The organism is Pseudomonas sp. Q1-7, from assembly GCF_028010285.1.
Taxonomy (GTDB): Bacteria; Pseudomonadota; Gammaproteobacteria; order Pseudomonadales; family Pseudomonadaceae; genus Metapseudomonas.
Genome location: NZ_CP116304.1, coordinates 2,526,279 through 2,549,782 on the forward strand (window position 1 = coordinate 2,526,279; position 23,504 = coordinate 2,549,782).

Consider the following 23,504-nt stretch of genomic DNA (forward strand, 5'->3'; position numbering starts at 1 on the left):
GACTATCTGCGGGATCCTTGGTGGCTTCAGTCGCTGTGCCAGGACTTGTGAGCCCTGTAGTGTCCACGCCGATGGCGTCCCCTTATCGAGGGTGACAAAGCATGCAAGAAAGCGAAATGCAGCGCATGTGGAACAGTGGCCACCTGTCCGGTGGTAACGCTGCCTATGTGGAGGAGCTCTACGAGCTCTACCTGCACGATCCCAACGCTGTGCCCGAAGAGTGGCGCACCTACTTCCAGAAGCTGCCGACCGACGGCGGTCTTGCCACTGACGTTTCGCACTCCACCGTCCGCGATCATTTCGTCCTGCTCGCCAAGAATCAGCGCCGCGCCCAGCCGGTGTCCGCTGGTGCGGTAAGCAGTGAGCACGAGAAGAAGCAGGTCGAAGTCCTGCGTCTGATCCAGGCTTTCCGCATGCGCGGCCACCAGGCTTCCAAGCTCGATCCGCTTGGCCTCTGGCAGCGTCCGGTTCCGGCCGACCTGTCGATCCGTCACTACGGACTGACCGATGCCGACCTCGATACCACCTTCCGCACTGGCGAGCTCTACATCGGCAAGGAAGAGGCTACTCTGCGCGAGATTCAGCAGACCCTCAACGAGACGTATTGCCGCACCATCGGCGCCGAATTCACCCACATCGTCGATTCCGAACAGCGCAAGTGGTTCCAGCAGCGCCTGGAAAGCGTGCGCGGCCGTCCTGCGTTTTCGCCGGAAGTGCAGAGCCACCTGCTGGAGCGCCTGACTGCTGCCGAAGGCCTGGAGAAGTACCTGGGCACCAAGTACCCGGGCACCAAACGCTTCGGCCTGGAAGGCGGCGAGAGCCTGATCCCGCTGCTGGACGAGATCATCCAGCGCTCCGGCTCCTATGGCCTGAAGGAAATCGTCATCGGCATGGCCCACCGTGGCCGACTGAACGTTCTGGTCAACACCTTCGGCAAGAACCCGCGCGACCTGTTCGACGAGTTCGAAGGGAAGAAAACCGAGGGCCTGTCCTCCGGTGACGTGAAGTACCACCAAGGCTTCTCGTCCAACGTCATGACCCCGGGCGGTGAAGTACACCTGGCCCTGGCATTCAACCCGTCCCACCTGGAAATCGTTTCCCCGGTGGTCGAGGGTTCCGTGCGCGCCCGCCAGGACCGCCGCCAGGACCAGGCTGGCGACAAGGTACTGCCGATCTCCATCCATGGCGACGCGGCCTTCGCCGGCCAGGGCGTGGTGATGGAAACCTTCCAGATGTCGCAGACCCGCGGCTATCGCACGGGCGGCACCATCCACATCGTCATCAACAACCAGGTGGGCTTCACCACCAGCCGTCCGGAAGACTCCCGTTCCACCGAGTACTGCACCGACGTCGCCAAGATGATCCAGGCGCCGATCCTGCACGTGAACGGCGACGACCCGGAAGCGGTGCTGTTCGTCACCCAATTGGCCGTCGACTACCGCATGCAGTTCAAGCGTGACGTGGTCATTGACCTGGTCTGCTACCGCCGCCGCGGTCACAACGAGGCCGACGAGCCGAGCGGCACCCAGCCGCTGATGTACCAGCAGATCGCCAAGCAGCGTACCACCCGTGAGCTGTATGCCGACGCTCTGGGCGCCTCCAGCGTGCTGGACGCCGCCAGCATCCAGACCAAGGTGGACGAGTACCGTGCCGCCCTGGACAACGGTCAGCATGTGGTCAAGAGCCTGGTCAAGGAGCCCAACAAGGAGCTCTTCGTCGACTGGCGTCCGTACCTGGGCCATGCCTGGACTGCCCGCCACGACACACGTTTCGACCTGAAGACTCTGCAGGAGCTTTCCGCCAAGCTGCAGGAGATTCCGGAAGGCTTCGTGGTTCAGCGCCAGGTCGCGAAGATTCTGGAAGACCGCCAGAAGATGGGCGCCGGCGCCATGCCGATCAACTGGGGCTACGCCGAGACCATGGCCTACGCCACCCTGCTGTTCGAAGGCCACCCGGTGCGCATCACTGGCCAGGACGTGGGTCGTGGTACCTTCTCGCACCGCCATGCGGCGCTGCACAGCCAGAAGGACGCCAGCGTCTACCTGCCGCTGCAACACCTGTTCGCCGACCAGCCGAAGTTCCAGCTGTACGACTCCTACCTCTCGGAGGAGGCGGTACTGGCGTTCGAATACGGCTACTCCACCACCACGCCGAACGCGCTGGTGATCTGGGAGGCCCAGTTCGGCGACTTCGCCAACGGCGCCCAGGTGGTGATCGACCAGTTCATCACCAGCGGCGAGCACAAGTGGGGCCGTCTGTGCGGCCTGACCATGCTGCTGCCGCACGGTTATGAAGGCCAGGGGCCGGAGCACTCCTCCGCGCGTCTGGAGCGCTACCTGCAGCTGTGCGCCGAGCACAACATCCAGGTCTGCGTACCGACCACCCCGGCACAGGTCTACCACATGCTGCGCCGTCAGGTGATCCGCCCGCTGCGCAAGCCGCTGGTGGCGCTGACGCCCAAGTCCCTGCTGCGCCACAAGCTGGCCATCTCGACCCTGGAAGATCTGGCCGAAGGCTCTTTCCAGACCGTCATCGGCGAGATCGATGCGATCGACCCGAAGAAAGTCGATCGTATGGTCTTGTGCAGCGGCAAGGTCTACTACGACCTGCTGGAGAAGCGTCGTGCCGAAGGCCGCGAAGATATTGCCATCGTGCGTCTCGAGCAGCTCTATCCGTTCCCCGAGGACGATCTGGCCGAGGTCTTGGCGCCGTACAAGAACCTCAAGCACATCGTCTGGTGCCAGGAAGAGCCGATGAACCAGGGTGCCTGGTACTGCAGCCAGCACCATATGCGTCGCGTCGCGGCGGCCCACAAGAAGGGGCTGTTCCTCGAGTATGCCGGCCGTGAAGGCTCGGCGGCCCCGGCCTGCGGCTACGCTTCCATGCACGCCGAGCAGCAGGAAAAGCTCCTGCAAGACGCCTTTACTGTTTAACGCCTTCGCGCAGAAGAAACCGAATTAGATAGGAACCTACATAATGGCTATCGAGATCAAAGCCCCCACTTTCCCGGAATCGGTTGCCGACGGCACCGTGGCTACCTGGCACAAGAAGCCGGGCGATGCGGTCAAGCGCGACGAGCTGATCGTCGACATCGAAACCGACAAAGTGGTCATGGAAGTCCTGGCGGAAGCCGACGGCGTCCTGGCTGAAATCGTCAAGAACGAGGGCGACACCGTCCTCAGCGGCGAACTGCTCGGCAAGCTGAACGCCGGCGCTGCGGCTGCCGCCGCTCCTGCAGCCGCTGCCCCTGCTGCTGCCCCTGCGGCTCAGGCTGCCGCGCCGGCCGCCGCTGGCGACGACGCCATCCTGTCCCCGGCTGCCCGCAAGCTGGCCGAGGAGAACGGCATCGACCCGAACAGCATCGCCGGCACCGGCAAGGGCGGTCGTGTGACCAAGGAAGACGTGGTTGCGGCTGTTGAAGCCAAGAAGAACGCTCCGGCTGCCGCTCCGGCCGCTGCCGCCAAGCCGGCCGCCCCGGCTGGCGAGGCCCCGATCTTCGCCGCCGGCGATCGCGTCGAGAAGCGCGTGCCGATGACACGCCTGCGCGCCAAGGTCGCCGAGCGTCTGGTCGAAGCCCAGTCCACCATGGCCATGCTGACGACTTACAACGAAGTCAACATGAAACCGATCATGGACCTGCGCGCCAAGTACAAGGACCTGTTCGAGAAGAAGCACAACGGCGTTCGCCTGGGCTTCATGTCCTTCTTCGTCAAGGCCGCCACCGAAGCCCTGAAGCGTTTCCCGGGTGTCAACGCCTCCATCGACGGCAACGACATCGTCTACCACGGCTACCAGGACATCGGCGTTGCCGTCTCCAGCGACCGTGGCCTGGTGGTACCGGTGCTGCGTAACGCCGAGTTCATGAGCCTGGCGGAAATCGAAGGCGGCATCGCCAACTTCGGCAAGAAGGCCAAAGAAGGCAAGCTGACCATCGAAGAGATGACTGGCGGTACCTTCACCATCTCCAACGGTGGCGTGTTCGGCTCGCTGCTCTCCAGCCCGATCGTCAACCCGCCGCAGACCGCCATCCTCGGCATGCACAAGATCCAGGAGCGCCCGATGGCCGTAAACGGCCAGGTGGTCATCCTGCCGATGATGTACCTGGCGCTGTCCTACGACCACCGCCTGATCGATGGCAAGGAAGCTGTGAGCTTCCTGGTCACCATCAAGGACCTGCTGGAAGACCCGGCTCGTCTGCTGCTCGACGTCTGATCGGCAGTCTCTCTTAACGGCGGCCCCCCATACAGGGGCCGTCCGGTTTCATACGAGAAGGAATGAGTTATGACCCAGAAATTCGACGTGGTAGTGATTGGTGCGGGCCCCGGCGGCTACGTCGCCGCCATCAAGGCCGCTCAGCTCGGCCTGAAGACCGCCTGCATCGAGAAGTACCAGGGCAAGGACGGCAAGACCGCACTGGGCGGCACCTGCCTGAACGTCGGTTGCATTCCGTCGAAGGCGCTGCTGGACAGCTCCTACAAGTACCATGAGGCCCACGAGGCCTTCAAAGTCCACGGCATCGATGCCAAGGGCGTTTCCATTGACGTTCCCACCATGGTCGGCCGCAAGGACACCATCGTGAAGAACCTGACCGGCGGCGTGGCCACTCTGTTCAAGGCCAACGGCGTGACCCTGCTGGAAGGCCATGGCAAGCTGCTGGCCAACAAGCAGGTCGAAGTGACCGGTTCCGACGGCAAGGTACAGATCGTGGAAGCCGAGAACGTGATCCTTGCCTCCGGCTCCAAGCCCGTGGACATCCCGCCGGCTCCGGTCGATCAGGACGTGATCGTCGACTCCACTGGCGCTCTGGACTTCCAGACCGTGCCGAAGAAGCTGGGTGTGATCGGCGCTGGCGTCATCGGCCTCGAACTGGGTTCCGTCTGGGCCCGCCTGGGCGCCGAAGTGACTGTTCTGGAAGCCCTGGACAAGTTCCTCCCGGCCGCCGACGAGCAGGTTTCCAAGGAAGCCATGAAGGTGCTGACCAAGCAGGGTCTGAAGATCCGCCTGGGCGCCCGCGTGACTGGCTCCGAGGTGAAGAAGAAGCAGGTGACTGTGAACTTCACCGACGCCGAAGGCGAGCAGAAACTGACCTTCGACAAGCTGATCGTGGCCGTGGGCCGTCGTCCCGTGACCACCGATCTGCTGGCTACCGACAGCGGTGTGACCCTGGACGAGCGTGGCTTCATTTACGTCGATGATTTCTGCGCCACCAGCGTTCCCGGCGTCTATGCCATCGGTGACGTGGTGCGCGGCGCCATGCTGGCCCACAAGGCCTCGGAAGAGGGCATCATGGTCGCCGAGCGCATCGCCGGCCACAAAGCCCAGATGAACTACGACCTGATCCCGTCGGTCATCTACACCCACCCGGAAATCGCGTGGGTCGGCAAGACCGAGCAGACCCTGAAGGCCGAAGGCGTTGAAATCAACATCGGCACCTTCCCGTTCGCCGCCAGCGGCCGCGCCATGGCTGCCAACGATACCGCCGGCTTCGTCAAGGTCATCGCCGATGCCAAGACCGACCGCGTACTGGGTGTCCACGTGATCGGCCCGAGCGCCGCCGAACTGGTCCAGCAGGGCGCTATCGGCATGGAGTTCGGCACCAGCGCCGAAGACCTGGGCATGATGGTCTTCTCGCACCCGACCCTGTCCGAAGCGCTGCACGAAGCTGCCCTGGCGGTGAATGGCCACGCCATCCACATCGCCAACCGCAAGAAGCGCTGAGCAACACCTCCTGCGCAGGCCACCCACGGGGCCGGTGCAGGATTCAGAACCACGGCGGGCGGCCCGTCGTGAGCAACAGCCGGAAGGCCGTGGCTCACCGCGGAAAGCCCGCCGGACTGCCTTCATCAGCAGTCACAGGTGGCGCGGCACCACGAATGCAGCGCCGAATGCGCAATACCTAAACGAAGACGGTAGACAAGCATGAATCTCCACGAGTATCAGGGTAAGCAGCTGTTCGCTGAATACGGCCTGCCCGTATCCAAGGGCTTTGCCGTAGACACCCCGGAAGAAGCCGCAGAAGCCTGCGAAAAAATCGGTGGCAGCGAATGGGTTGTGAAAGCCCAGGTCCACGCCGGCGGCCGCGGTAAAGCGGGCGGCGTGAAGCTGGTCAAGAGCAAGGAAGATGCCAAGGCCTTCGCCGCCAACTGGCTGGGCAAGCGCCTGGTGACCTATCAGACTGACGCCAATGGTCAGCCGGTCAGCAAAATCCTGGTCGAATCCTGCACCGACATCGCCAAGGAACTGTACCTGGGCGCCGTGGTAGATCGTTCCAGCCGCCGCATCGTGTTCATGGCTTCCACCGAAGGTGGCGTGGACATCGAGAAAGTAGCTCACGACACCCCCGAGAAGATCCTCAAGGCCACCATCGACCCGCTGGTCGGCGCTCAACCCTACCAGGGCCGCGAGCTGGCATTCCAGCTGGGCCTGGAAGGTGACCAGATCAAGCAGTTCACCCACATCTTCGTGAACCTGGCCAAGCTGTTCCAGGACTACGACCTGGCCCTGCTGGAAGTGAACCCGCTGGTGATCAAGGCCGATGGCAACCTGCACTGCCTGGACGCCAAGATCAACATCGACAGCAACGCCCTGTACCGTCAGCCCAAGCTGCGCGCTATGCACGACCCGTCCCAGGACGACGCCCGTGAAGCCCATGCGCAGAAGTGGGAACTGAACTACGTAGCCCTGGAAGGCAACATCGGCTGCATGGTCAACGGCGCCGGCCTGGCCATGGGTACCATGGACATCGTCAACCTCCACGGCGGCAAGCCGGCCAACTTCCTCGACGTTGGCGGCGGTGCGACCAAGGAGCGCGTGACCGAAGCGTTCAAGATCATCCTGTCTGACAGCAACGTCGCTGCCGTTCTGGTGAACATCTTCGGCGGCATCGTTCGTTGCGACATGATTGCCGAAGGCATCATCGGCGCGGTGAAGGAAGTGGGCGTGAAGATCCCGGTGGTCGTCCGTCTGGAAGGCAACAACGCCGACCTCGGCGCCAAGGTACTGGCCGAGAGCGGTCTGAACATCATCGCGGCGACCAGCCTGACCGACGCTGCACAGCAAGTCGTCAAGGCCGCGGAGGGCAAGTAATGAGCGTCCTGATCAACAAAGACACCAAAGTCATCTGCCAGGGCTTCACCGGTAGCCAGGGTACTTTCCACTCCGAACAAGCCATCGCCTACGGCACCAAGATGGTCGGCGGCGTGACCCCCGGCAAGGGCGGCACCACCCACCTGGGCCTGCCGGTGTTCAACACCGTCAAGGAAGCCGTTGAAGCCACCGGCGCCGAAGCTTCGGTGATCTACGTTCCGGCTCCCTTCTGCAAGGACTCCATCCTGGAAGCGGCCAACGGCGGCATCAAGCTGATCGTCTGCATCACCGAGGGCATCCCGACCCTCGACATGCTGGACGCCAAGGTCAAGTGCGACGAGCTGGGCGTGCGTCTGATCGGCCCGAACTGCCCGGGTGTGATCACTCCCGGCGAGTGCAAGATCGGTATCATGCCGGGTCACATCCACCTGCCGGGCAAAGTAGGCATCGTGTCCCGTTCGGGCACCCTGACCTATGAAGCCGTGAAGCAGACCACCGACGCCGGCTTCGGCCAATCCACCTGCGTGGGCATCGGCGGTGACCCGATCCCGGGCTCCAACTTCATCGACATCCTGAAGCTGTTCCAGGAAGACCCGCAGACCGAAGCCATCGTGATGATCGGCGAAATCGGCGGTTCCGCTGAAGAAGAAGCCGCTGCCTTCATCAAGGCCAACGTAACCAAGCCGGTGGTGTCCTACATCGCCGGTGTAACCGCACCGCCCGGCAAGCGCATGGGCCACGCGGGCGCCATCATCTCCGGTGGCAAAGGCACCGCGGACGAGAAATTCGCCGCCCTGCAGGACGCTGGTGTGAAAACCGTGCGTTCCCTGGCTGACATCGGCAAGGCCCTGGCCGAGCTGACCGGCTGGGAAGTCAAGAACGCCTAAGGCGTCCTGACTCAGGCAAAGGCCACCCCCCGGGTGGCCTTTGTCGTTTCTGGCGCAACCCATCTTCACGGAGGTACAACCGCCTGTCGGGCAAGCGACAGAAACGGTTGCTACTCCGACAGCCTGATCCACGCCAGCCGATTCCCCAAGTAAAATCGTCGGGCTTGCAACCATCTCGCTCGCCACGCTCCAAAAGGGCTGAGGCGGGGCACCAGAGATCGATCCCAAACGGATGGATGACGTTTCCCCCAACCCCTGGGGAAACCCTTCGGAACAATGAACTTCTTTCTGTGGTACTTCCCCTCATGACTCGATTGAAAGGCTCGGATCTCCTGGCCCTTGGCTTTATGACCTTTGCCCTGTTCCTGGGCGCGGGCAACATCATTTTTCCGCCCAGCGCCGGCCTCGCCGCAGGCGATCACGTCTGGCGCGCAGCGCTGGGCTTCCTGCTGACCGGTGTCGGCCTGCCGCTGCTGACCGTGGTCGCACTGGCGCGCGTAGGGGGCGGCATGGATCGCCTGACCGCGCCCCTGGGCAAGCGCGCCGGAGTTCTCCTGGCCGTCGCCGTTTATCTGGCGATCGGCCCGCTGTTCGCGACCCCGCGTACGGCCGTGGTGTCGTTTGAGATGGGTGTCGCGCCCTTCGCCGGGGAAAACGACCTCGCCTTGTTCCTCTACAGCGTGGCCTACTTCGCGGCAGTGCTCTTCCTGGCCCTGAACCCGGGCAAGTTGGTGGACAGCATTGGCAAGTTCATCACCCCGGTACTGATCGCCGCGCTCCTGGTCCTGGGCGGCGCCGCCATCCTGGCGCCCTCCGGCGAGATCGGCACCGCAGCGAGCGCCTATCAGGCCGCTCCGCTGGTGGAAGGCTTCCTCCAGGGTTACCTCACCATGGACACGCTGGGCGCCCTGGTCTTCGGTATCGTCATCGCGACCGCGATCCGTGATCGCGGCGTGAAAGACGACGCCCTGGTCACCCGTTATTCGATGATTGCCGGCACCATCGCCGCCATCGGCCTTTCCCTGGTGTATCTGGCACTGTTCTACCTCGGCGCCACCAGCCAGGGCATCGCCAGCGAAGCGCAGAACGGCGTACAGATCCTCACCGCCTACGTGCAGCACACCTTCGGTATCGCCGGCAGTCTGCTGCTGGCCGTGGTCATCACCCTGGCCTGCCTGACCACGGCGGTCGGTCTGCTCACTGCCTGTGGCGAGTTCTTCAGCAGGTTGCTGCCGTTGTCCTACCGTACCGTGGTGCTGGTCTTCGGTGCTTTCAGCCTGCTGGTGGCCAACCAGGGCCTGACGCAATTGATCAGCCTGTCCGTGCCGGTACTGGTGGGCCTGTATCCCCTGGCCATCGTGCTGATCGCCCTCAGCCTGGCCGATCGCCTGTGGGTGGAGCCCCGCCGGGTGTTCATTCCCACCATGGGCGTCGCGCTGATCTTCGGCCTGGCCGACGGTATTGCCGCCGCCGGCTTCAAGGATGTGGTTCCGACGTTCTTCACCCAGCTTCCCCTGGCGCACCAGAGCCTCGGCTGGCTGGTGCCGGTGCTGGTCGTGCTGGCCATCGCGGCGCTCGCCGACCGCCTGCTGGGCAAGCCGGTGCAAGCGATTGCCTGATTCGCCGTGTCGTCCCTAGGCCGCCTTCGGGCGGCCTTTTCATTGGGCGATCCACTGCATATGCGCATAGGGAGTGCGCTTGCGTGCCGCTATAATTCGCCGTGCTCTTAAAAGGAATTCGCATGTCGACCATTCTGCGCAACTGGCCCCACGTGTTGGCCATCCTCTGGTTCATTACCTGCTGGGTGGGCTATACCCGCTACGCGACCTGGAAGGGCAGGGATACCGCCTGCCTGGCCTCGGTCCTGCATCTCTACCGCGAGGACTGGATGCGCCGCCTGCTGCTGCGCGACAACCGCATCGCCGATGCCAGCGTGATCGCCAACCTGGAGCGCAACGCGTCGTTCTTCGCCTCCAGCACCCTGATCATCCTCGCCGGCATCCTCACCGTGCTCGGCTCCACCGACCGGGCGGTGTCGGTGCTGGCCGACCTGCCGCTGGTGCAGCCCGCCAGTCGCGGCATCTCCGAGCTGAAGTTGCTGGGCCTGGCGGTGGTCTTCGTCTACGCCTTCTTCACGTTCAGTTGGTGCATGCGCCAGTACAACTTCGCCGCCATCCTGGTGGGTTCTGCGCCGATGATCGGCGAGAAACACGTCAGCGAGCAGGAGCGCAAGGCGTTCGCCGAGCGCACCGCGCGGGTGGTTTCCCTGGCCGCCAACCAATTCAACTTCGGTCTGCGCAGCTACTATTTCGGCCTGGCGATGCTGGCCTGGTTCATCAATGCCTGGTGTTTCATGCTCGTTACCGCCGGGGTGGTGCTGGTGCTCTACCGCCGCGAATTCCATTCCGATGTGCTGGATGTAATGGTCTACACGCCGACGCAGGCGCCGGATGCGCCCAAGGAGAAAGTCGAATGAGTCTTCCGTTCTGGTGCCTGTTCATTGCCGCGCTGCTTATCTACCTGGCGAAAGCACCCGTGGCCAAGGCCATGAGCGAGGAGGGCGGGGGCTACGACAACCGTAATCCGCGCGCACAGCAGGGGCGCCTGACGGGTTTCGGCGCGCGGGCCCTGGCGGCGCACCAGAACAGCATCGAGATATTCCCGCTGTTCGCCGCGGGCGTGCTGATGGCCCATGTCACCCAGACCCAGGGCTGGTTCGTCGACCTGCTGGCGATTCTCTTCGTCGTCTCGCGGGTCCTCTATCTGTTCCTCTACTGGAACGACAGGGCCACCCTGCGCAGTCTGGTCTGGGTGGTCGGCCTGCTCTGCTGCCTGGTGCTGATGCTCAGCCCGGCAATCTGATCACCCCACAAACGACAAGGCCCGCATCGTGCGGGCCTTGTCGTTCCAGCGGCGGAAGGCTTACTGGCTCTGCTCGTCGGTCGGCGCGGTTTCCGGTGCGGGCTGGGTCGGCGCCGGGGCGGTTTCCGGAGCGGGGGTAGGCGCTGGCGCGCTCGGCTGGGTTTCGGTCGCCGGTGCAGCCGGCGCCTGGGCCTCTTCCTTCTTGTCGCAGGCAGCGAGACCAAGGCTGGCGGCCAGCAGCAGGGCGAGAGACAGGGTTTTCTTCATCATTGAGCCTCCATATGTGGCTTTCCTCATCGATAGCCGTTGGAGCTTGCGAGAAGATTCTAAGTTCCACTGAAATGGCAAAAGCCTGACCGGGCGGTCTCCCACGGCGTAACCGGCCCTGACACGGTATGATTCGCGTCTTTGCCCAGACGCCAAGGTCGCAGTCATGTCGGATCTTTCCCTTATCGAACGGGCGCAGCGCTTCCTCGCCGCGTTGCGCCATTGCCAGGTGCTCGACCTCAGCGTGCACGACGCGTCTGCCGCCGGGCTCACCCTGCGCCTGCCCTATAGCACCCGGATCATCGGCAATCCGGAAACCGGCGTGATCCATGGCGGCGCCATCACTACCCTGATGGACACCACCTGCGGCATTTCCACCGTCTGCGTGCTGCCCGAATTCGAGATCTGCCCGACCCTGGACCTGCGCATCGACTACATGCACCCGGCCGAGCCGCACAAGGACGTCTTCGGCTTCGCCGAATGCTACCGGGTGACCCCCAACGTCATCTTTACCCGCGGCTATGCCTACCAGGACGACCCGTCCCAGCCCATCGCCCACGTGGTGGGGGCTTTCATGCGCATGGGCAAGCCCGGCCAACTGAAGCAGGGAGGTGCGGCATGAGCCTCGACCTCAACGCCCTGGTGCGCGAAGCCCACGAGAAGAACGATTACGACTCGCTGGTATGCCTGATTCCCTACGCCAGACTGATCGGCATGGAATGCCTGCGCCTGGGCGATGACATGGTCTTTCGCCTGCCGGCGAACAAGGACAACATTGGCAATCCGACCCTGCCGGCCATCCACGGCGGCGTGATCGCCGGTTTCATGGAGCACGCCGCCATGCTCCACCTGTTGATGTTCATGGGCACGCCACATATGCCCAAAATCATCGACTTCTCGATAGATTACCTGCGCGCCGGCCACTATCGTGACACCTACGTCCAGTGCCAGGTCTGGCGGCAGGGCCGTCGTGTCGCCAACGTCGCCATCACCGCCTGGCAAACCACCCAGACCGAACCCATCGCCACCGCGCGCGCCCATTTCAAGGTCGACGAACCCTGAGGCACGCCAGGCGCGTCCGGTCGCTTACAAGGAAAGTCCGATGGTTGCGTTACTGATACTTGGCGGCCTGTTGCTGATCGTCACCGGCCTGGTCTGGCTGGTGATGCTCGCCTTCGGCACCAGCCTGCTCTGGGGCTTCGGCAGCCTGTTGCCGCCGGTCACGGTCGCCTATGCGCTCTGCCATTGGCGCACCGCGCGCAAGGCCGTGGCCCTCGGCGCCATGGGCTTCATCCCGCTGGTGGTGGGGGTCACCATGCTCGCCGCGCAGCACCCGGAGCGTCTTCAGGCAATCATCGGCCTGCGCTGGCTCGGCGATGGGGCGCAGGGTGCGTCCGAACTGGACATCCGCCTCAAGGGCGAACTCAACGGCCAGCAGTTCTCGCCGCTGCAGGCTGAGCTGGTGGACGGTGTGCTCAGCCTGCGCGAGGGCCAGGACTTCTATGCCCGTCGCGAGTTGACCATTCGCATCGGCCAGCAGCCCCAGGGCGCCTTGCGCCTGGACGTGCTGCCCCAGGACCAGGGCCCGCGGCCGGAAGTCGAGATCAGCTGGCTGTCGCCGGATCAGGAACTGCCGGAGGCCCGCCGCATCCCTCGTGGCTACACCCTGCACCTGGACCTCCAGCCGGTGGCGCCGAATCGCATGGCGGGGGACTTCCATCTGGTCCTGCCGCCGAAGTTCGCCACCACACTGTCCGGACACCTGGAGGTGTTCACCGACCGTCTGCGCTACCGCGATGGCCGGGTGGATACCACCTACGATTCCCGCGATACCCTGGCGTACGTGATCCGCGACTACCTGCAGCGACGGTTCGCGACGCGCGCGGTCGAACTGGCCCCGCTGCCTGTCGTGAACCTGCCGGCATTGCGGCTGGAGCTGGACGTGGACGCGCGGATCGACGGCCAACTTCAGCACCTGCCGTTGCAGCTCAGCAAGAGCGAGGCGCGTGGCTGGCGCGTCCAGCACGACAGCTTCCCGCCCCTGGCGGCGCCTGCCGCCACCGCCGAAGCGCCCGCCGAGGCGCGCGAGCCGGCGCCGGTCGCCGACACCCCGCGGCCGCTGGACCGCCGCCTGCGCTTTTCCCTGCAGCGCTTGCTGAACAACCCCGGCCAGTACCAGGCGCTCAGCATGCGTGTGTATACGGTTCGCGGCAGCACCGCCGAAGGACGTTTCGCCGGGGTGGATCGCGAGGGCCGCATCCTTATCCGCCGCACCCTGGGTGGCGCCGGGGCCGCCAGCTACAGTTTCGACGTCAACGAGGTCGCCCACGTCGAACTGCTCGAGCCCTGATAGCGGCAGGACGGCCGGCGATCATCCGGCCATTTTCGCCTGCCGGCCGTACCGGGGCGGCAGGCGGGAGCAGCCCTGTTCGCCCCGCGCCCCATTCCGAATTCGCTAAGCACTTGAAATCCTTGTCGAAGGCCCCATCTGGATGACATCCGCCGCCGTGCGCGGCCCAAGCCATCCATGTGGAGAAAGAAGACCATGAGTGTGGAAACTCAAAAAGAAACCCTGGGCTTCCAAACCGAGGTGAAGCAGTTGCTTCACCTGATGATCCATTCCCTGTATTCCAACAAGGAAATCTTCCTCCGCGAACTGATTTCCAACGCCTCCGACGCCGCCGACAAGCTGCGTTTCGAGGCCCTGGCCAAGCCGGAACTGCTGGAAGGCGGCGCCGAGCTGAAGATCCGCGTCAGCTTCGACAAGGACGCCCGCACCATCACCATCGACGACAACGGCATCGGCATGAGCCGTGATGAAGTGATCGCGCACCTGGGCACCATCGCCAAGTCCGGCACCGCCGACTTCCTGAAGAACCTCTCCGGCGACCAGAAGAAGGATTCCCACCTGATCGGCCAGTTCGGCGTGGGCTTCTATTCCGCCTTCATCGTGGCCGACAAGGTCGACGTCTTCACCCGCCGCGCTGGCCTGCCGGCCGCCGAGGGCGTGCATTGGGCCTCGAAAGGCGAGGGTGAGTTCGACGTCGCCACCATCGACAAGGCCGAGCGCGGGACCCGCATCGTCCTGCACCTGAAGGCCGGTGAAGAGGAGTTCGCCGATGGCTGGCGCCTGCGCAACGTCATCAAGAAGTATTCCGACCACATCGCCCTGCCCATCGAATTGCCGAAGGAACACCACGGCGAAGACCAACCGGCGGAAGCCGAGTGGGAAACCGTCAACCGCGCCAGCGCCCTGTGGACCCGTCCGCGCACCGAGGTGAAGGACGAGGAATACCAGGAGTTCTACAAGCACATCGCCCATGACTTCGAAGACCCGCTGACCTGGAGCCACAACAAGGTCGAAGGCAAGCTCGAATACAACTCGTTGCTCTACGTCCCGGCCCGCGCGCCGTTCGACCTGTACCACCGCGAAGCCCCGCGGGGGCTCAAGCTGTACGTGCAGCGCGTGTTCATCATGGACCAGGCCGACCAGTTCCTGCCGCTCTACCTGCGTTTCATCAAGGGTGTGGTGGATTCAAACGACCTGTCGCTGAACGTGTCCCGCGAAATCCTGCAGAAGGACCCGGTGATCGACTCCATGAAGTCGGCCCTGACCAAGCGCGTGCTGGACATGCTGGAGAAGCTGGCGAAGAACGAACCCGAGCAGTACAAGGGCTTCTGGAACAACTTTGGCCAGGTGCTGAAGGAAGGCCCGGCCGAGGACTTCGCCAACAAGGAGAAGATTGCCGGCCTGCTGCGTTTCGCTTCCACCCAGGACGAGTCCGGCGAGCAGAGCGTGTCCCTGGCCGACTACATTGGCCGCATGAAGGAAGGCCAGGACAAGATCTACTTCCTCACCGGCGAGAGCCATTCCCAGGTGAAGAACAGCCCGCACCTGGAGGTCTTCCGCAAGAAGGGCATCGAAGTGCTGCTGCTCACCGACCGTATCGACGAGTGGCTGATGAGCTACCTGACCGACTTCGACGGCAAGGGGCTCGTCGACGTCGCCCGTGGCGACCTGGACCTGGGCAAGCTGGACTCGGAAGAGGACAAGAAGGCCCAGGAAGAAGTCGCCAAGGCCAAGGAAGGGCTGATCGAGCGCCTGAAGAAGGCGCTGGACGAACAGGTCAGCGAAGTGCGTGTGTCCCACCGCTTGACCGACTCCCCGGCCATCCTCGCCATCGGCGAACAGGACCTCGGCCTGCAGATGCGCCAGATTCTCGAAGCCAGCGGCCAGAAAGTGCCGGATTCCAAGCCGATCTTCGAAATCAATCCCGCTCACCCGCTGATCGAGAAGCTGGACGGCGAACAGGACGAAGACCGCTTCGGCGAGCTGTCCCACATCCTCTTCGACCAGGCCGCCCTGGCCGCCGGAGACAGCCTGAAGGACCCGGCCGCCTATGTGCGCCGCCTGAACAAGCTGCTGGTGGAACTCTCCGCCTGATAGCCGGTTGGAATGAAAGAGGCCCGCATGTGCGGGCCTCTTTCGTTGGGCGCGGAAAACCGCGGAATGAGCCGCCGGTTCCGCCGCAGGGTCTAAGCTCAGTCATCCCCCCTTGGCACAGGAGAGCGCTCCATGAACCGATTGCTTCTGCCTTCGCTACTCGTGGCTATCGCCACGCCTTCCTGGGCGGCGATGGTCACCCAAGCGGTGCCTTACGAGATCGATGGCAAGGCCTTCGAGGGCACCCTGGTCTACGACGACGCGGTGAAGACTCCGCGCCCCGGCCTGATGATGGTTCCCAACTGGCTGGGCGTCACCCCGGCTGCTGCCGAGCAAGCCAAGGAGATTGCCGGCCAGCGTTATGTGATCTTCATCGCCGACATGTATGGCAAGGACGTCCGACCCGCCAGCCCGGAGGAGGCCAGGGCTGCTGCCACGGTGGTACGTGGCGACCGGGCGCTGATGCGCAAGCGCGCCCAGGCCGGGGTGGACGTGTTCGGGAAACTGGGCGAGAAGGTGCCATTGGACCCGGGCAGCCTGGGCGCCATCGGCTTCTGCTTCGGTGGCGGCAGTGTGCTGGAGTTGGCCCGCTCCGGAGCTCCGCTCAAGGGCTTCGTGTCCTTCCACGGCAACCTGGACACACCGAATCCGGATGATGCGCGCAATATCCGCGCGCCGGTGCTGGTGCTGCATGGTGCCGACGACCCGTCGGTTCCCAAGGCTCAAGTGGATGCCTTCACCGCCGAAATGACCGCCGCCAAGGCCGACTGGCAGTTGGTGAGCTACGGCGGCGCAGTGCACTCCTTCACCGACCGCGAGGCCAATGTGCCGGGTCGCAACGAATACCACCCGAAGGTTGCCGCGCGGGCCTACCAGGCCATGAACGACCTGTTCGACGAAGTCTTCGGCGGAACGCGGTAGCCATGACGCGAATCCGCGGCCGCGCACTACGCCCCCAGGGTGTGGCGGCGGGGCTGTTGGACGGGCTCTTCACCAGCCGGCGCGATGGGTTTCGCGGGCTCTACCCATCCTACGTGTCCTGCGGAACTGCCGTACGGCGAACTCACCCGTAGGATGCGGTAGAGCGAAGCGAAACCCATCAGTTCCCACTGATGGATTCGGGAACCGCGACAAAGAGGCCGGCTCAGCGCGGCAGTTCGATGCGTGTGGTTTCGCCCGGCACGGTTGGCCAATCGCCCGCTGCCCAGCGGTTGCGGGCCTGCTCGATGAGTGCCGGGTTGCTGGCGACGAAGTTCCAGTTCATCCGCCTGGGGCCCTCCAGGGGCGCGCCGCCGATCATCACCAGGTGGCACCCGCCACAGGCTGTGAGCAGGTACTCGACGCCTTCGGGCAGAACCAGCAAGCTGCGCGGTTCGATCGGCTGGTCGTCCAGCAGTGCCTCGCCGTCCAGCAGATAGAGCGCCCGCTGTGGATGCTCGGTGGGAATGTTCAGGGTGGCGCCGGCTTCCAATTGCAGGTCGGCATAGAGGGTCGGGGAGAGTACGGGGACCGGGGATTGCAGGCAGAATCCGCTGCCGGCGATCAGGCGGATGCGTACGCCGAGGGACTCGTGCTGCGGAAGGCTGGCCGCCGGGTGATGGCTATAGCTGGGTTCGCAGTCCTCGAATGCCTGTGGCAGCGCCAGCCACACCTGCAGCCCGTGGGCGCGGGAGCCGCTGGCCATCAGGCCGGCCGGCGTGCGCTCGACGTGGGCCACGCCGCGCCCGGCGGTCATCCAACTGACGTCGCCCGGTTTCACCACCTGATCCGAGCCGAGGCTGTCCTTGTGCTGCAACTCGCCTTCGAACAGGTAGGTGAGGGTGGACAGGCCGATATGCGGATGCTGGCGCACGTCCATGCCGCTGCCGGGGGCGTAGTCGGCTTCCAGCATGTGGTCGAAGAACACGAAGGGCCCGACACTGCGACATTGGGCCGACGGCAGCGGGCGGAGGATGGGCTGCCCGGCGACCTCTTCGGCGCGTGGGCGGATGGTGAGTATGCTCATGTTCGGACTTCCCGTTCGGTTCACTGGCTGAAGTTGCCTTCCGCGAGGCGTGTTTCGATGCGGGTCTCCACCTGGGTCATCAGCTTGTGCACCGGGCATTTGTCGGCGATGCGCAGCAGAGTGGCGCGTTGCTCGTCGGTGAGGGCGCCGCGCAGGGTCAGCTTCACGTCCAGGCGATACTGCCCCTTGCGTTCCTCGCTGTCGTCGCGGGTCACTTCGACGTCCACGCCGGTCAGCGGAATATCGTTCTTGCGGGCGTAGTAGGTGACGGTCAGCGCCTTGCAACTGCCCAGGGCGGCATCGAAGTAGTCATGTGGCTCCGGGTCGGCACCGGCGCCGCCCAGGTCGCTCGGCAGGTCGGTGAACAGCGGCGACTTGCCGTCCAGTTCGATGCGATGGCGGGTACCGTGGGCGGAGTCGCGGGTGAGGCGGATGGTCATGGAAGGCCTCCTGGCCGGTGGAAGGGAAAGGTCCCGGCTAGGCTAGCGCAAAGACCGGGGTAGCGGGACGGATTGAACGGGGGCCGCGGGCTGCCGGTCTATAGTCGCTCAATCACCAGGGAGCGTTCGTCTTGTATCGACTTGGGAACAGTGTCGCGGCCTTGCTGCTGCTGGCGGCCACCTGCGGCGAGGCGCGCGATTACCGCTACAGCGACGCCCACTTGCACTACGTGGATTTCTTCCAGGAAAGCGACGGCATGCCGGCCCTGATCGACGCGATGGACAAGGGCCGTATCGATCACGTGATGATCTCCGGCATTCCGGTGGCCAAGAAATGGCACGAGGATGAGCCCAAGCGGCCGCGCTATTACGCTGGCGACGACGCCCGCGCCTACTGGTACAGCGCCACCGACGTGCTGGTGGCCGCCGCGGTGAAGCAACTGCCGGCCCGGCATCGCGAGCGCTTCCACCCCTTTCTCAGCGGCTTCAACCCCAACGACAAGAATGCCGACGCCCATATTCGCCGCATGTTGGAGCTGGACCCGGGGCTCTGGCAGGGCATCGGCGAGGTGTTCACCCGCCACGACGACCTGACCGCCCTGATTGATGGCGATACGCCGCGAGCCAACAACGAGGCCATGGGGCGCGTCTATCACTTGGCCGCCGAGTACGATCTGCCGGTGCTGCTGCACGCCAACATCACCTCCAAGCGCGAGCGCAATCCGCTCTATCTGGAGGAGGTGGAAGAGCCGTTGCGCAACCATCCCCACGTGCGCTTCATCTGGGCCCACGCCGGTACAAGCATGGAAATCCACCGTCACCAGACGAAGCTGGACTTCCTGCTGCCCACCCTGGAGCGGCTGCTCGACGCCTACCCGAACCTTTACATCGACCTGTCCTGGAGCGTGCTGCAGCCCTACCTGCTGGACAGGCGCGGCAAGCCGGACCGCAAATGGCTGGCGCTGGTGGAGCGCTACCCGGAGCGCTTCATGCTCGGCTCGGACGTGGTGGGGCGTTTCGATGGCCTGGGCGACACTCTCGCGGCCTACACGCCGTTCCTCGACGCGTTGCCAGAAGCGGTGGCGCGCAAGGTGGCGCGGGACAATTTCCTTGCCGTGCTGCCACGCAAACGGCGGGGTGGTGATGCGCCGTGAGTCTGTCATGCGCTTGTCATGACCACGTCATAACCTCGCGCCACCGCAAACAAGGAGCGCGACATGACCCCCTTTCGAATGACAGCACTCATGGCCCTGGGCCTGGCTTCCGGCGCGGCCCTGGCCGACGTGCGGGTGGACGGGCCGGTGGAGTACGGCATCTTCGAATCCCAGTACCAGGACTACCAGCCGGGTGAGCGCGTGCTGACCCGCAGCAACCAGACCATCCAGCAGACCGACGAGATTCCGGCCAAGCTGGGCACCAAGTTCGGCCTGCGCTACACCCTGGCCGGCAAGCAGGAAAAGGACACCCCGCTGACCCTGCTCTACCTCACCCCTGGCGTGGTCACCCCGGACGGCAAGCGCCACGACAAGTTCGTGGTCGAGCAGCAGATGGCCCCCGGTGCGCCGCTGGACGTCATGGCCTTCGAGTTCACTGAACACCACGAAGTGGTGCCGGGCGAATGGCGCTTCATGGTGTTCCAGGGCGACCGCCTGCTGGCCGAACAGCGCTTCACCGTCCGCTGAGCCCGCGCGCGTCGCCGGGGCGCGCTATAGTCGCTGGGTCTGAAGCAGGCGCGAGGCGCGGGCCCATGGCTGAACAGATCAGCATCCTGGTGGTGGATGACGACGAGGCGATCCGCGAGTTGCTGCTGGATTACCTCGGCGGCCAGGGTTACCAGGTCCGTGCCGTGGCCGACAGCGGCCAGCTGCGCGCACAGTTGGCCAAGGCGCTGCCCGACCTGGTGCTGCTGGACGTGGGGCTGCCCGGCGAGGATGGCCTGAGCCTGGCGCGCTACCTGCGCGAACACCACGACCTGCCGGTGATCATGGTATCCGGCGCCGGCACGCCGCTGGACCGTATCGTCGGTCTGGAGGTTGGCGCCGATGACTACCTGGCCAAGCCCTTCGACCCCCGCGAGCTGCTGGCGCGGGTCAAGACCGTGTTGCGGCGTTATCGCCGCGCCCCGGCCGCCGCCGTTCCATCGGGCCCGGAAAGCGAAACCCCCTGCCTGCAGCTGGGCCTCTGCCGTCTCGACCTGCAGCGCCGCCAACTGTTCGATGCGGTGGGCGAGGAAATTCCCCTGACCGCCATGGAGTTCGACCTGCTCCAGGCCTTTGCCCAACGTCCCAATCGGCCATTGTCCCGCGACCAGTTGCTGAACCTCACCCAGCATCGCGACTGGAATCCCTTCGACCGCTCCATCGACATCCGCATCGCCCGCCTGCGCCGCAAGCTGGAGCCGGACCCGGACAAGCCGCAGATCATCCGCACCGTGCGCGGCGTGGGTTACATGTTCGTGCCGGGATGAGTGGGGGGGGTGAATCCGCAATCCCCCATGCCGATAGGGCAGCTTTGTTTCAATTGTTTCAATGACCTCCCAGCCCCATCGGGCGTGGCCGGGCTGTTCCATACTCAGGCGAGTCGCCACCTCCCGAGGGCCTGCCGGTGAGCCAGCCATTGACCCGCCATTTTGCCGTCAGCGCCGAAGAACATCGCCTGCGGCAGATCGTCGACAACAGCAGCGCGGTGATCTACGTGAAGGACCTCGATGGGCGTCTGGTGCTGGTCAACCGCGCTTTCGAGCGGTTGTTCAAGGTCCGCGCCGAACGGGTGCTGGGACATACCGACCACGAGTTCTTTCCTCGGGAAATCGCCGACGTGCTGCGCGCCAACGACCTGCGCGTGATCCAGCTCGGCCATGAGCTGGAGTTCGAGGAGCAGGTGCCCATGGGCGGGGGCATCCGCACCTACCTGTCGAACAAGTTCCCGCTCTTCGATGGCGAGGGGCGGGTCAGTGCGGTGTGCGGCATCTCCACCGACATCAGCTCGCGCAAGAGCCTGGAAGAGGTGCTGCGTTTCGTTGCCCTGGGGGTGTCCGCCGCCACCGGCAACGAGGTGTTCGAGGCCATCGCCCGCTACATGGTGCGTTCGTTGAATGCCGACTTCGCCTTTGTCAGCCGCATCAGCGACGACGGGCCGCATTGCCTGACCACGCTGGCGCTGTACTACGAAGGCAGGCTGCAGCAGAACGCCACCTACGCGCTCAAGGGCACGCCTTGCGCCGAGGTCTTCGGCCGCAGCTTCCACTTCGTGCCTCGTGACCTGTGCTCGTCCTATCCCGACGACCAGGTGCTGGCGGCCTTCGGCGTCGACAGCTATGCCGGCTTTCCGCTGTTCGCCAGCGATGGCCGGCCCCTGGGGCTGATCGCCGCCGGCCGGCTGGGCAGCATGACGGATCGCGACAAGGTGGAGTCGGTGCTGCGGATTTTCTCGGTACGGGCGGCGGCGGAGATCGAGCGGCTGGAGGCCGAGGCCAGCTATCGGGCGATCTTCGACACCTCGGAGGACGCCATCTTCGTCCACGACATCGACAGCGGCGCCCTGGTGGATGTCAATCCCAAGGCCTGCCGCGCCTACGGCTACAGCTACGAGGAAATGCTCAAGCTGGATATCGATGCCTTCAGCGCCGGCTATTCGCCTTACACCGGCAAGGAGGCCGCCGGCTACCTGGCGCGTGCCGCCGCCGGTCAGATGCAGCGCTTCGAATGGCATCGGCGCAACCGCGATGGCAGCCTGCACTGGGACGAGGTGCTGCTGAAACGTGTGGCCATCGGCGGCATCGACCGCATTCTCGGCATCACCCGCGAAATCACCCAGCGCAAGGAGGCCGAGCAGGCATTGCGCGCCAGCGAACTGCAGTACCGGGCCATCACCAATACCGCTCTGGACTGTTTCATCAGCATGGATGAGAGCGGGCGGGTGCTGGCCTTCAACCCGGCGGCCGAGCAGTGCTTCGGCATCAGTCGCGAGCAGGCCCTGGGCCAGCCGCTGTTGAAGCTGATCATCCCGCCGCGCTTTCGCGATGCCTACGAGCGCGCGCTGGAGCACTACCTGATGACCGGCCATGGCGCCTTCCTCGGCAAGCGCATGGAAGTGGTGGCGCAACGCGCCGATGGCCACGAGTTCGCCGCCGAGCTGGCCCTGACCCAGGTGCCGGGCGACGAGGGGCCGCGCTTCATCTGCTACCTGCGCGACATCACCGAACGTACCCAGGCCGAAGAAGAGCGCGCGCGCCTGGAGCAGCAACTGCGGCAGGCCCAGCGCATGGAAGCCATCGGCCATCTGACTGGCGGCATCGCCCATGACTTCAACAACCTGCTCACCAGCATGCTCGGCTACACCGTCATGGCCCAGGAGCTGGCGGAGCAGGGCGGCGAAGAGCGCCTGGGTAAGTACCTGGCGCGTGTGCAGCGTTCGGCGGAGAAGGCTCGCGACCTGATCCAGCAGATGCTGACCTTCAGCCGGGGCAGCCGGGGCAAGCCGCAGGTGGTAGCGCTGGACCTGTTGCTGGAGGATTTCATCCGCCTGGTGGAGTCCACCCTGCCGGCCACGGTGGAACTGGAGGTCCAGCTCGACCACAACCTGCCGCGCGTGCTGGCCGATCCGGTCCAACTGGAGCAGGTGTTGATGAACCTCTGCATCAACGCCCGTGACGCCATGGGCAGCGTCGGACAACTGCGCGTCAGTCTCGGCCAGCAGGAGCTGGAAGGCGTCTGCGCGTCCTGCCAGCAGCGGATCAAGGGGCATTTCGTCGCCCTCACCGTCAGCGATAGCGGGCCAGGGATTGATCCGGCATTGCGGGCGCAGATCTTCGAACCCTTCTTCTCCACCAAGGCCAGCGGCCAGGGCAGCGGCATGGGGCTATCCATGGTGCATGGCATCGTCCACGAGTACGGCGGCCATATCCATCTGGACAGCGCGCCGGGGCATGGCAGCACGTTTCGCGTACTGATGCCGGTCCATAGCCCGGCGGTGTCGGACGAGGCGTATTTCACGGTTGCCGAGCGACCGCCCCTGCGCTCGGCCCTGCACGGGCGGGTGGCCGTGGTGGATGACGATGCCACGGTGGCGGAGTTCATGGGGGAATTGCTGGAGGGCTGGGGCCTCACGGCCGGCATCTTCTGCGATGCGGAACAGGCCAGCCAGTTGCTCTGCGCCGATCCCTACGCCTGGGATTTCGCCATCCTCGACCAGAGCATGCCGCGTCTCTCCGGCCTGCAACTGGCACGGCGGCTGCTGGCCTCGCGCGCCGACCTGCCCATCGTGCTCTATACGGGGTTCAGCGATGCGCTGCTGGAGAGCGAGGTCCAGCAGCAGGGCGTCAAGGCCCTGCTGACCAAACCCCTGAACCAGCAACGCCTGCATCAGTTGCTGCAGGCCTGGCTGGGCAGTTCGAAGCACGGATACAAAGCCGAAACAAACTGAGCGCCGTCAGCCATCGGGCTGATACAGGCCGGGGCCAATCTGGCATCCAGGGCGGAGCGATTCCGCCAGCCAGAGCCCCAGGCAGGAGC

At 64.7% G+C, this 23,504-nt stretch carries 20 protein-coding genes; 17 read left to right on the plus strand and 3 right to left on the minus strand.

What is annotated here, in order from left to right; translation table 11 throughout:
• Window positions 1–101 precede the first annotated feature (101 nt).
• The 8 genes from PJW05_RS11640 (at window position 102) to PJW05_RS11675 (ending at window position 10,835) form a co-directional block, all read left to right on the plus strand.
• On the plus strand, window positions 102–2,933 hold the full coding sequence (locus tag PJW05_RS11640; protein ID WP_271411852.1) for a 2-oxoglutarate dehydrogenase E1 component: 2,832 nt from the start codon (window positions 102–104) through the stop codon (window positions 2,931–2,933).
• 43 nt (window positions 2,934–2,976) lie between these two features.
• Window positions 2,977–4,212: a 2-oxoglutarate dehydrogenase complex dihydrolipoyllysine-residue succinyltransferase gene (gene odhB / locus PJW05_RS11645; protein ID WP_271411853.1), complete on the plus strand. Its 1,236-nt coding sequence runs from the start codon at window positions 2,977–2,979 to the stop codon at window positions 4,210–4,212.
• Window positions 4,213–4,281: 69 nt separating this feature from the next.
• The gene (lpdA, locus tag PJW05_RS11650; RefSeq protein ID WP_271411854.1) at window positions 4,282–5,718 is read left to right on the plus strand and encodes a dihydrolipoyl dehydrogenase; all 1,437 of its coding nucleotides are present in this window, start codon (window positions 4,282–4,284) and stop codon (window positions 5,716–5,718) included.
• Window positions 5,719–5,919: 201 nt separating this feature from the next.
• Window positions 5,920–7,086 (plus strand): ADP-forming succinate--CoA ligase subunit beta, encoded by a 1,167-nt coding sequence (gene sucC, locus PJW05_RS11655; protein WP_271411855.1) that lies wholly within the window; start codon window positions 5,920–5,922, stop codon window positions 7,084–7,086.
• Window positions 7,086–7,973 (plus strand): succinate--CoA ligase subunit alpha, encoded by an 888-nt coding sequence (gene sucD, locus PJW05_RS11660; protein ID WP_028629428.1) that lies wholly within the window; start codon window positions 7,086–7,088, stop codon window positions 7,971–7,973. Before sucC ends, sucD begins: the two co-directional genes overlap by 1 nt.
• A 305-nt stretch (window positions 7,974–8,278) precedes the next feature.
• A complete protein-coding gene (gene brnQ / locus PJW05_RS11665; protein WP_271411856.1) occupies window positions 8,279–9,592 on the plus strand; it encodes a branched-chain amino acid transport system II carrier protein in 1,314 nt (437 codons plus the stop codon).
• Between the two features lie 122 nt (window positions 9,593–9,714).
• Entirely contained in the window at window positions 9,715–10,449 is a 735-nt protein-coding gene (locus PJW05_RS11670; RefSeq protein ID WP_271411857.1) for a DUF599 domain-containing protein, read from the plus strand.
• Window positions 10,446–10,835: an MAPEG family protein gene (locus PJW05_RS11675; protein ID WP_271411858.1), complete on the plus strand. Its 390-nt coding sequence runs from the start codon at window positions 10,446–10,448 to the stop codon at window positions 10,833–10,835. The genes PJW05_RS11670 and PJW05_RS11675 overlap by 4 nt, the downstream gene beginning before the upstream one ends.
• 60 nt (window positions 10,836–10,895) lie before the next feature.
• Here the strand turns inward: PJW05_RS11675 and PJW05_RS11680 are convergent, their stop codons facing one another.
• Window positions 10,896–11,102: a hypothetical protein gene (locus PJW05_RS11680; RefSeq protein WP_271412209.1), complete on the minus strand. Its 207-nt coding sequence runs from the start codon at window positions 11,100–11,102 to the stop codon at window positions 10,896–10,898.
• A gap of 166 nt (window positions 11,103–11,268) precedes the next feature.
• Between PJW05_RS11680 and PJW05_RS11685 the strand changes: the two genes are divergently transcribed.
• From PJW05_RS11685 to PJW05_RS11705, 5 genes are all read left to right on the plus strand, one after another.
• Window positions 11,269–11,724, plus strand: a complete 456-nt coding sequence (locus PJW05_RS11685; protein WP_271411859.1) for a PaaI family thioesterase — start codon at window positions 11,269–11,271, stop codon at window positions 11,722–11,724.
• Window positions 11,721–12,164 (plus strand): PaaI family thioesterase, encoded by a 444-nt coding sequence (locus PJW05_RS11690; RefSeq protein WP_271411860.1) that lies wholly within the window; start codon window positions 11,721–11,723, stop codon window positions 12,162–12,164. The genes PJW05_RS11685 and PJW05_RS11690 overlap by 4 nt, the downstream gene beginning before the upstream one ends.
• A 40-nt stretch (window positions 12,165–12,204) precedes the next feature.
• Window positions 12,205–13,452: an MFS transporter gene (locus PJW05_RS11695; protein WP_271411861.1), complete on the plus strand. Its 1,248-nt coding sequence runs from the start codon at window positions 12,205–12,207 to the stop codon at window positions 13,450–13,452.
• 195 nt (window positions 13,453–13,647) lie between these two features.
• Window positions 13,648–15,546: a molecular chaperone HtpG gene (gene htpG / locus PJW05_RS11700; RefSeq protein ID WP_271411862.1), complete on the plus strand. Its 1,899-nt coding sequence runs from the start codon at window positions 13,648–13,650 to the stop codon at window positions 15,544–15,546.
• Window positions 15,547–15,678: 132 nt separating this feature from the next.
• Window positions 15,679–16,467: a dienelactone hydrolase family protein gene (locus PJW05_RS11705; RefSeq protein ID WP_271411863.1), complete on the plus strand. Its 789-nt coding sequence runs from the start codon at window positions 15,679–15,681 to the stop codon at window positions 16,465–16,467.
• Between the two features lie 223 nt (window positions 16,468–16,690).
• Here PJW05_RS11705 and PJW05_RS11710 read toward each other — a convergent pair whose 3' ends face one another.
• Together PJW05_RS11710 and PJW05_RS11715 are read right to left on the minus strand one after the other, a co-directional pair.
• Complete coding sequence (locus PJW05_RS11710; protein WP_271411864.1) at window positions 16,691–17,551, minus strand: pirin family protein; 861 nt, start codon at window positions 17,549–17,551, stop codon at window positions 16,691–16,693.
• A 20-nt stretch (window positions 17,552–17,571) separates the two neighbouring features.
• Window positions 17,572–17,991: an OsmC family protein gene (locus PJW05_RS11715; protein ID WP_271411865.1), complete on the minus strand. Its 420-nt coding sequence runs from the start codon at window positions 17,989–17,991 to the stop codon at window positions 17,572–17,574.
• 131 nt (window positions 17,992–18,122) lie between these two features.
• Between PJW05_RS11715 and PJW05_RS11720 the strand changes: the two genes are divergently transcribed.
• The 4 genes from PJW05_RS11720 to PJW05_RS11735 all read left to right on the plus strand — a co-directional run bounded on the left by PJW05_RS11720 (window position 18,123) and on the right by PJW05_RS11735 (window position 23,415).
• On the plus strand, window positions 18,123–19,145 hold the full coding sequence (locus tag PJW05_RS11720; protein ID WP_271411866.1) for an amidohydrolase family protein: 1,023 nt from the start codon (window positions 18,123–18,125) through the stop codon (window positions 19,143–19,145).
• Between the two features lie 63 nt (window positions 19,146–19,208).
• Window positions 19,209–19,673, plus strand: coding sequence for a DUF3859 domain-containing protein (locus PJW05_RS11725; protein ID WP_271411867.1), 465 nt, complete (start codon window positions 19,209–19,211; stop codon window positions 19,671–19,673).
• 65 nt (window positions 19,674–19,738) lie between these two features.
• The gene (locus PJW05_RS11730) at window positions 19,739–20,458 is read left to right on the plus strand and encodes a response regulator (RefSeq protein ID WP_271411868.1); all 720 of its coding nucleotides are present in this window, start codon (window positions 19,739–19,741) and stop codon (window positions 20,456–20,458) included.
• A 137-nt stretch (window positions 20,459–20,595) separates the two neighbouring features.
• A complete protein-coding gene (locus PJW05_RS11735; RefSeq protein ID WP_271411869.1) occupies window positions 20,596–23,415 on the plus strand; it encodes a PAS domain-containing hybrid sensor histidine kinase/response regulator in 2,820 nt (939 codons plus the stop codon).
• Window positions 23,416–23,504: the final 89 nt, after the last annotated feature.

What these genes read in the sequence shown, in the direction of transcription:
- htpG (WP_271411862.1), top strand. Translation starts at nt 13,648, where the DNA reads ATGAGTGTGGAAACTCAAAAAGAAACCCTGGGCTTCCAAACCGAGGTG.
- lpdA (WP_271411854.1), top strand. Translation starts at nt 4,282, where the DNA reads ATGACCCAGAAATTCGACGTGGTAGTGATTGGTGCGGGCCCCGGCGGC.
- PJW05_RS11710 (WP_271411864.1), bottom strand. Translation starts at nt 17,551, where the DNA reads ATGAGCATACTCACCATCCGCCCACGCGCCGAAGAGGTCGCCGGGCAG.
- PJW05_RS11690 (WP_271411860.1), top strand. Translation starts at nt 11,721, where the DNA reads ATGAGCCTCGACCTCAACGCCCTGGTGCGCGAAGCCCACGAGAAGAAC.
- PJW05_RS11730 (WP_271411868.1), top strand. Translation starts at nt 19,739, where the DNA reads ATGGCTGAACAGATCAGCATCCTGGTGGTGGATGACGACGAGGCGATC.
- PJW05_RS11680 (WP_271412209.1), bottom strand. Translation starts at nt 11,102, where the DNA reads ATGAAGAAAACCCTGTCTCTCGCCCTGCTGCTGGCCGCCAGCCTTGGT.
- PJW05_RS11695 (WP_271411861.1), top strand. Translation starts at nt 12,205, where the DNA reads ATGGTTGCGTTACTGATACTTGGCGGCCTGTTGCTGATCGTCACCGGC.
- PJW05_RS11675 (WP_271411858.1), top strand. Translation starts at nt 10,446, where the DNA reads ATGAGTCTTCCGTTCTGGTGCCTGTTCATTGCCGCGCTGCTTATCTAC.
- PJW05_RS11725 (WP_271411867.1), top strand. Translation starts at nt 19,209, where the DNA reads ATGACCCCCTTTCGAATGACAGCACTCATGGCCCTGGGCCTGGCTTCC.
- sucC (WP_271411855.1), top strand. Translation starts at nt 5,920, where the DNA reads ATGAATCTCCACGAGTATCAGGGTAAGCAGCTGTTCGCTGAATACGGC.
- PJW05_RS11715 (WP_271411865.1), bottom strand. Translation starts at nt 17,991, where the DNA reads ATGACCATCCGCCTCACCCGCGACTCCGCCCACGGTACCCGCCATCGC.
- PJW05_RS11705 (WP_271411863.1), top strand. Translation starts at nt 15,679, where the DNA reads ATGAACCGATTGCTTCTGCCTTCGCTACTCGTGGCTATCGCCACGCCT.
- brnQ (WP_271411856.1), top strand. Translation starts at nt 8,279, where the DNA reads ATGACTCGATTGAAAGGCTCGGATCTCCTGGCCCTTGGCTTTATGACC.
- PJW05_RS11670 (WP_271411857.1), top strand. Translation starts at nt 9,715, where the DNA reads ATGTCGACCATTCTGCGCAACTGGCCCCACGTGTTGGCCATCCTCTGG.
- PJW05_RS11640 (WP_271411852.1), top strand. Translation starts at nt 102, where the DNA reads ATGCAAGAAAGCGAAATGCAGCGCATGTGGAACAGTGGCCACCTGTCC.
- PJW05_RS11685 (WP_271411859.1), top strand. Translation starts at nt 11,269, where the DNA reads ATGTCGGATCTTTCCCTTATCGAACGGGCGCAGCGCTTCCTCGCCGCG.
- odhB (WP_271411853.1), top strand. Translation starts at nt 2,977, where the DNA reads ATGGCTATCGAGATCAAAGCCCCCACTTTCCCGGAATCGGTTGCCGAC.
- sucD (WP_028629428.1), top strand. Translation starts at nt 7,086, where the DNA reads ATGAGCGTCCTGATCAACAAAGACACCAAAGTCATCTGCCAGGGCTTC.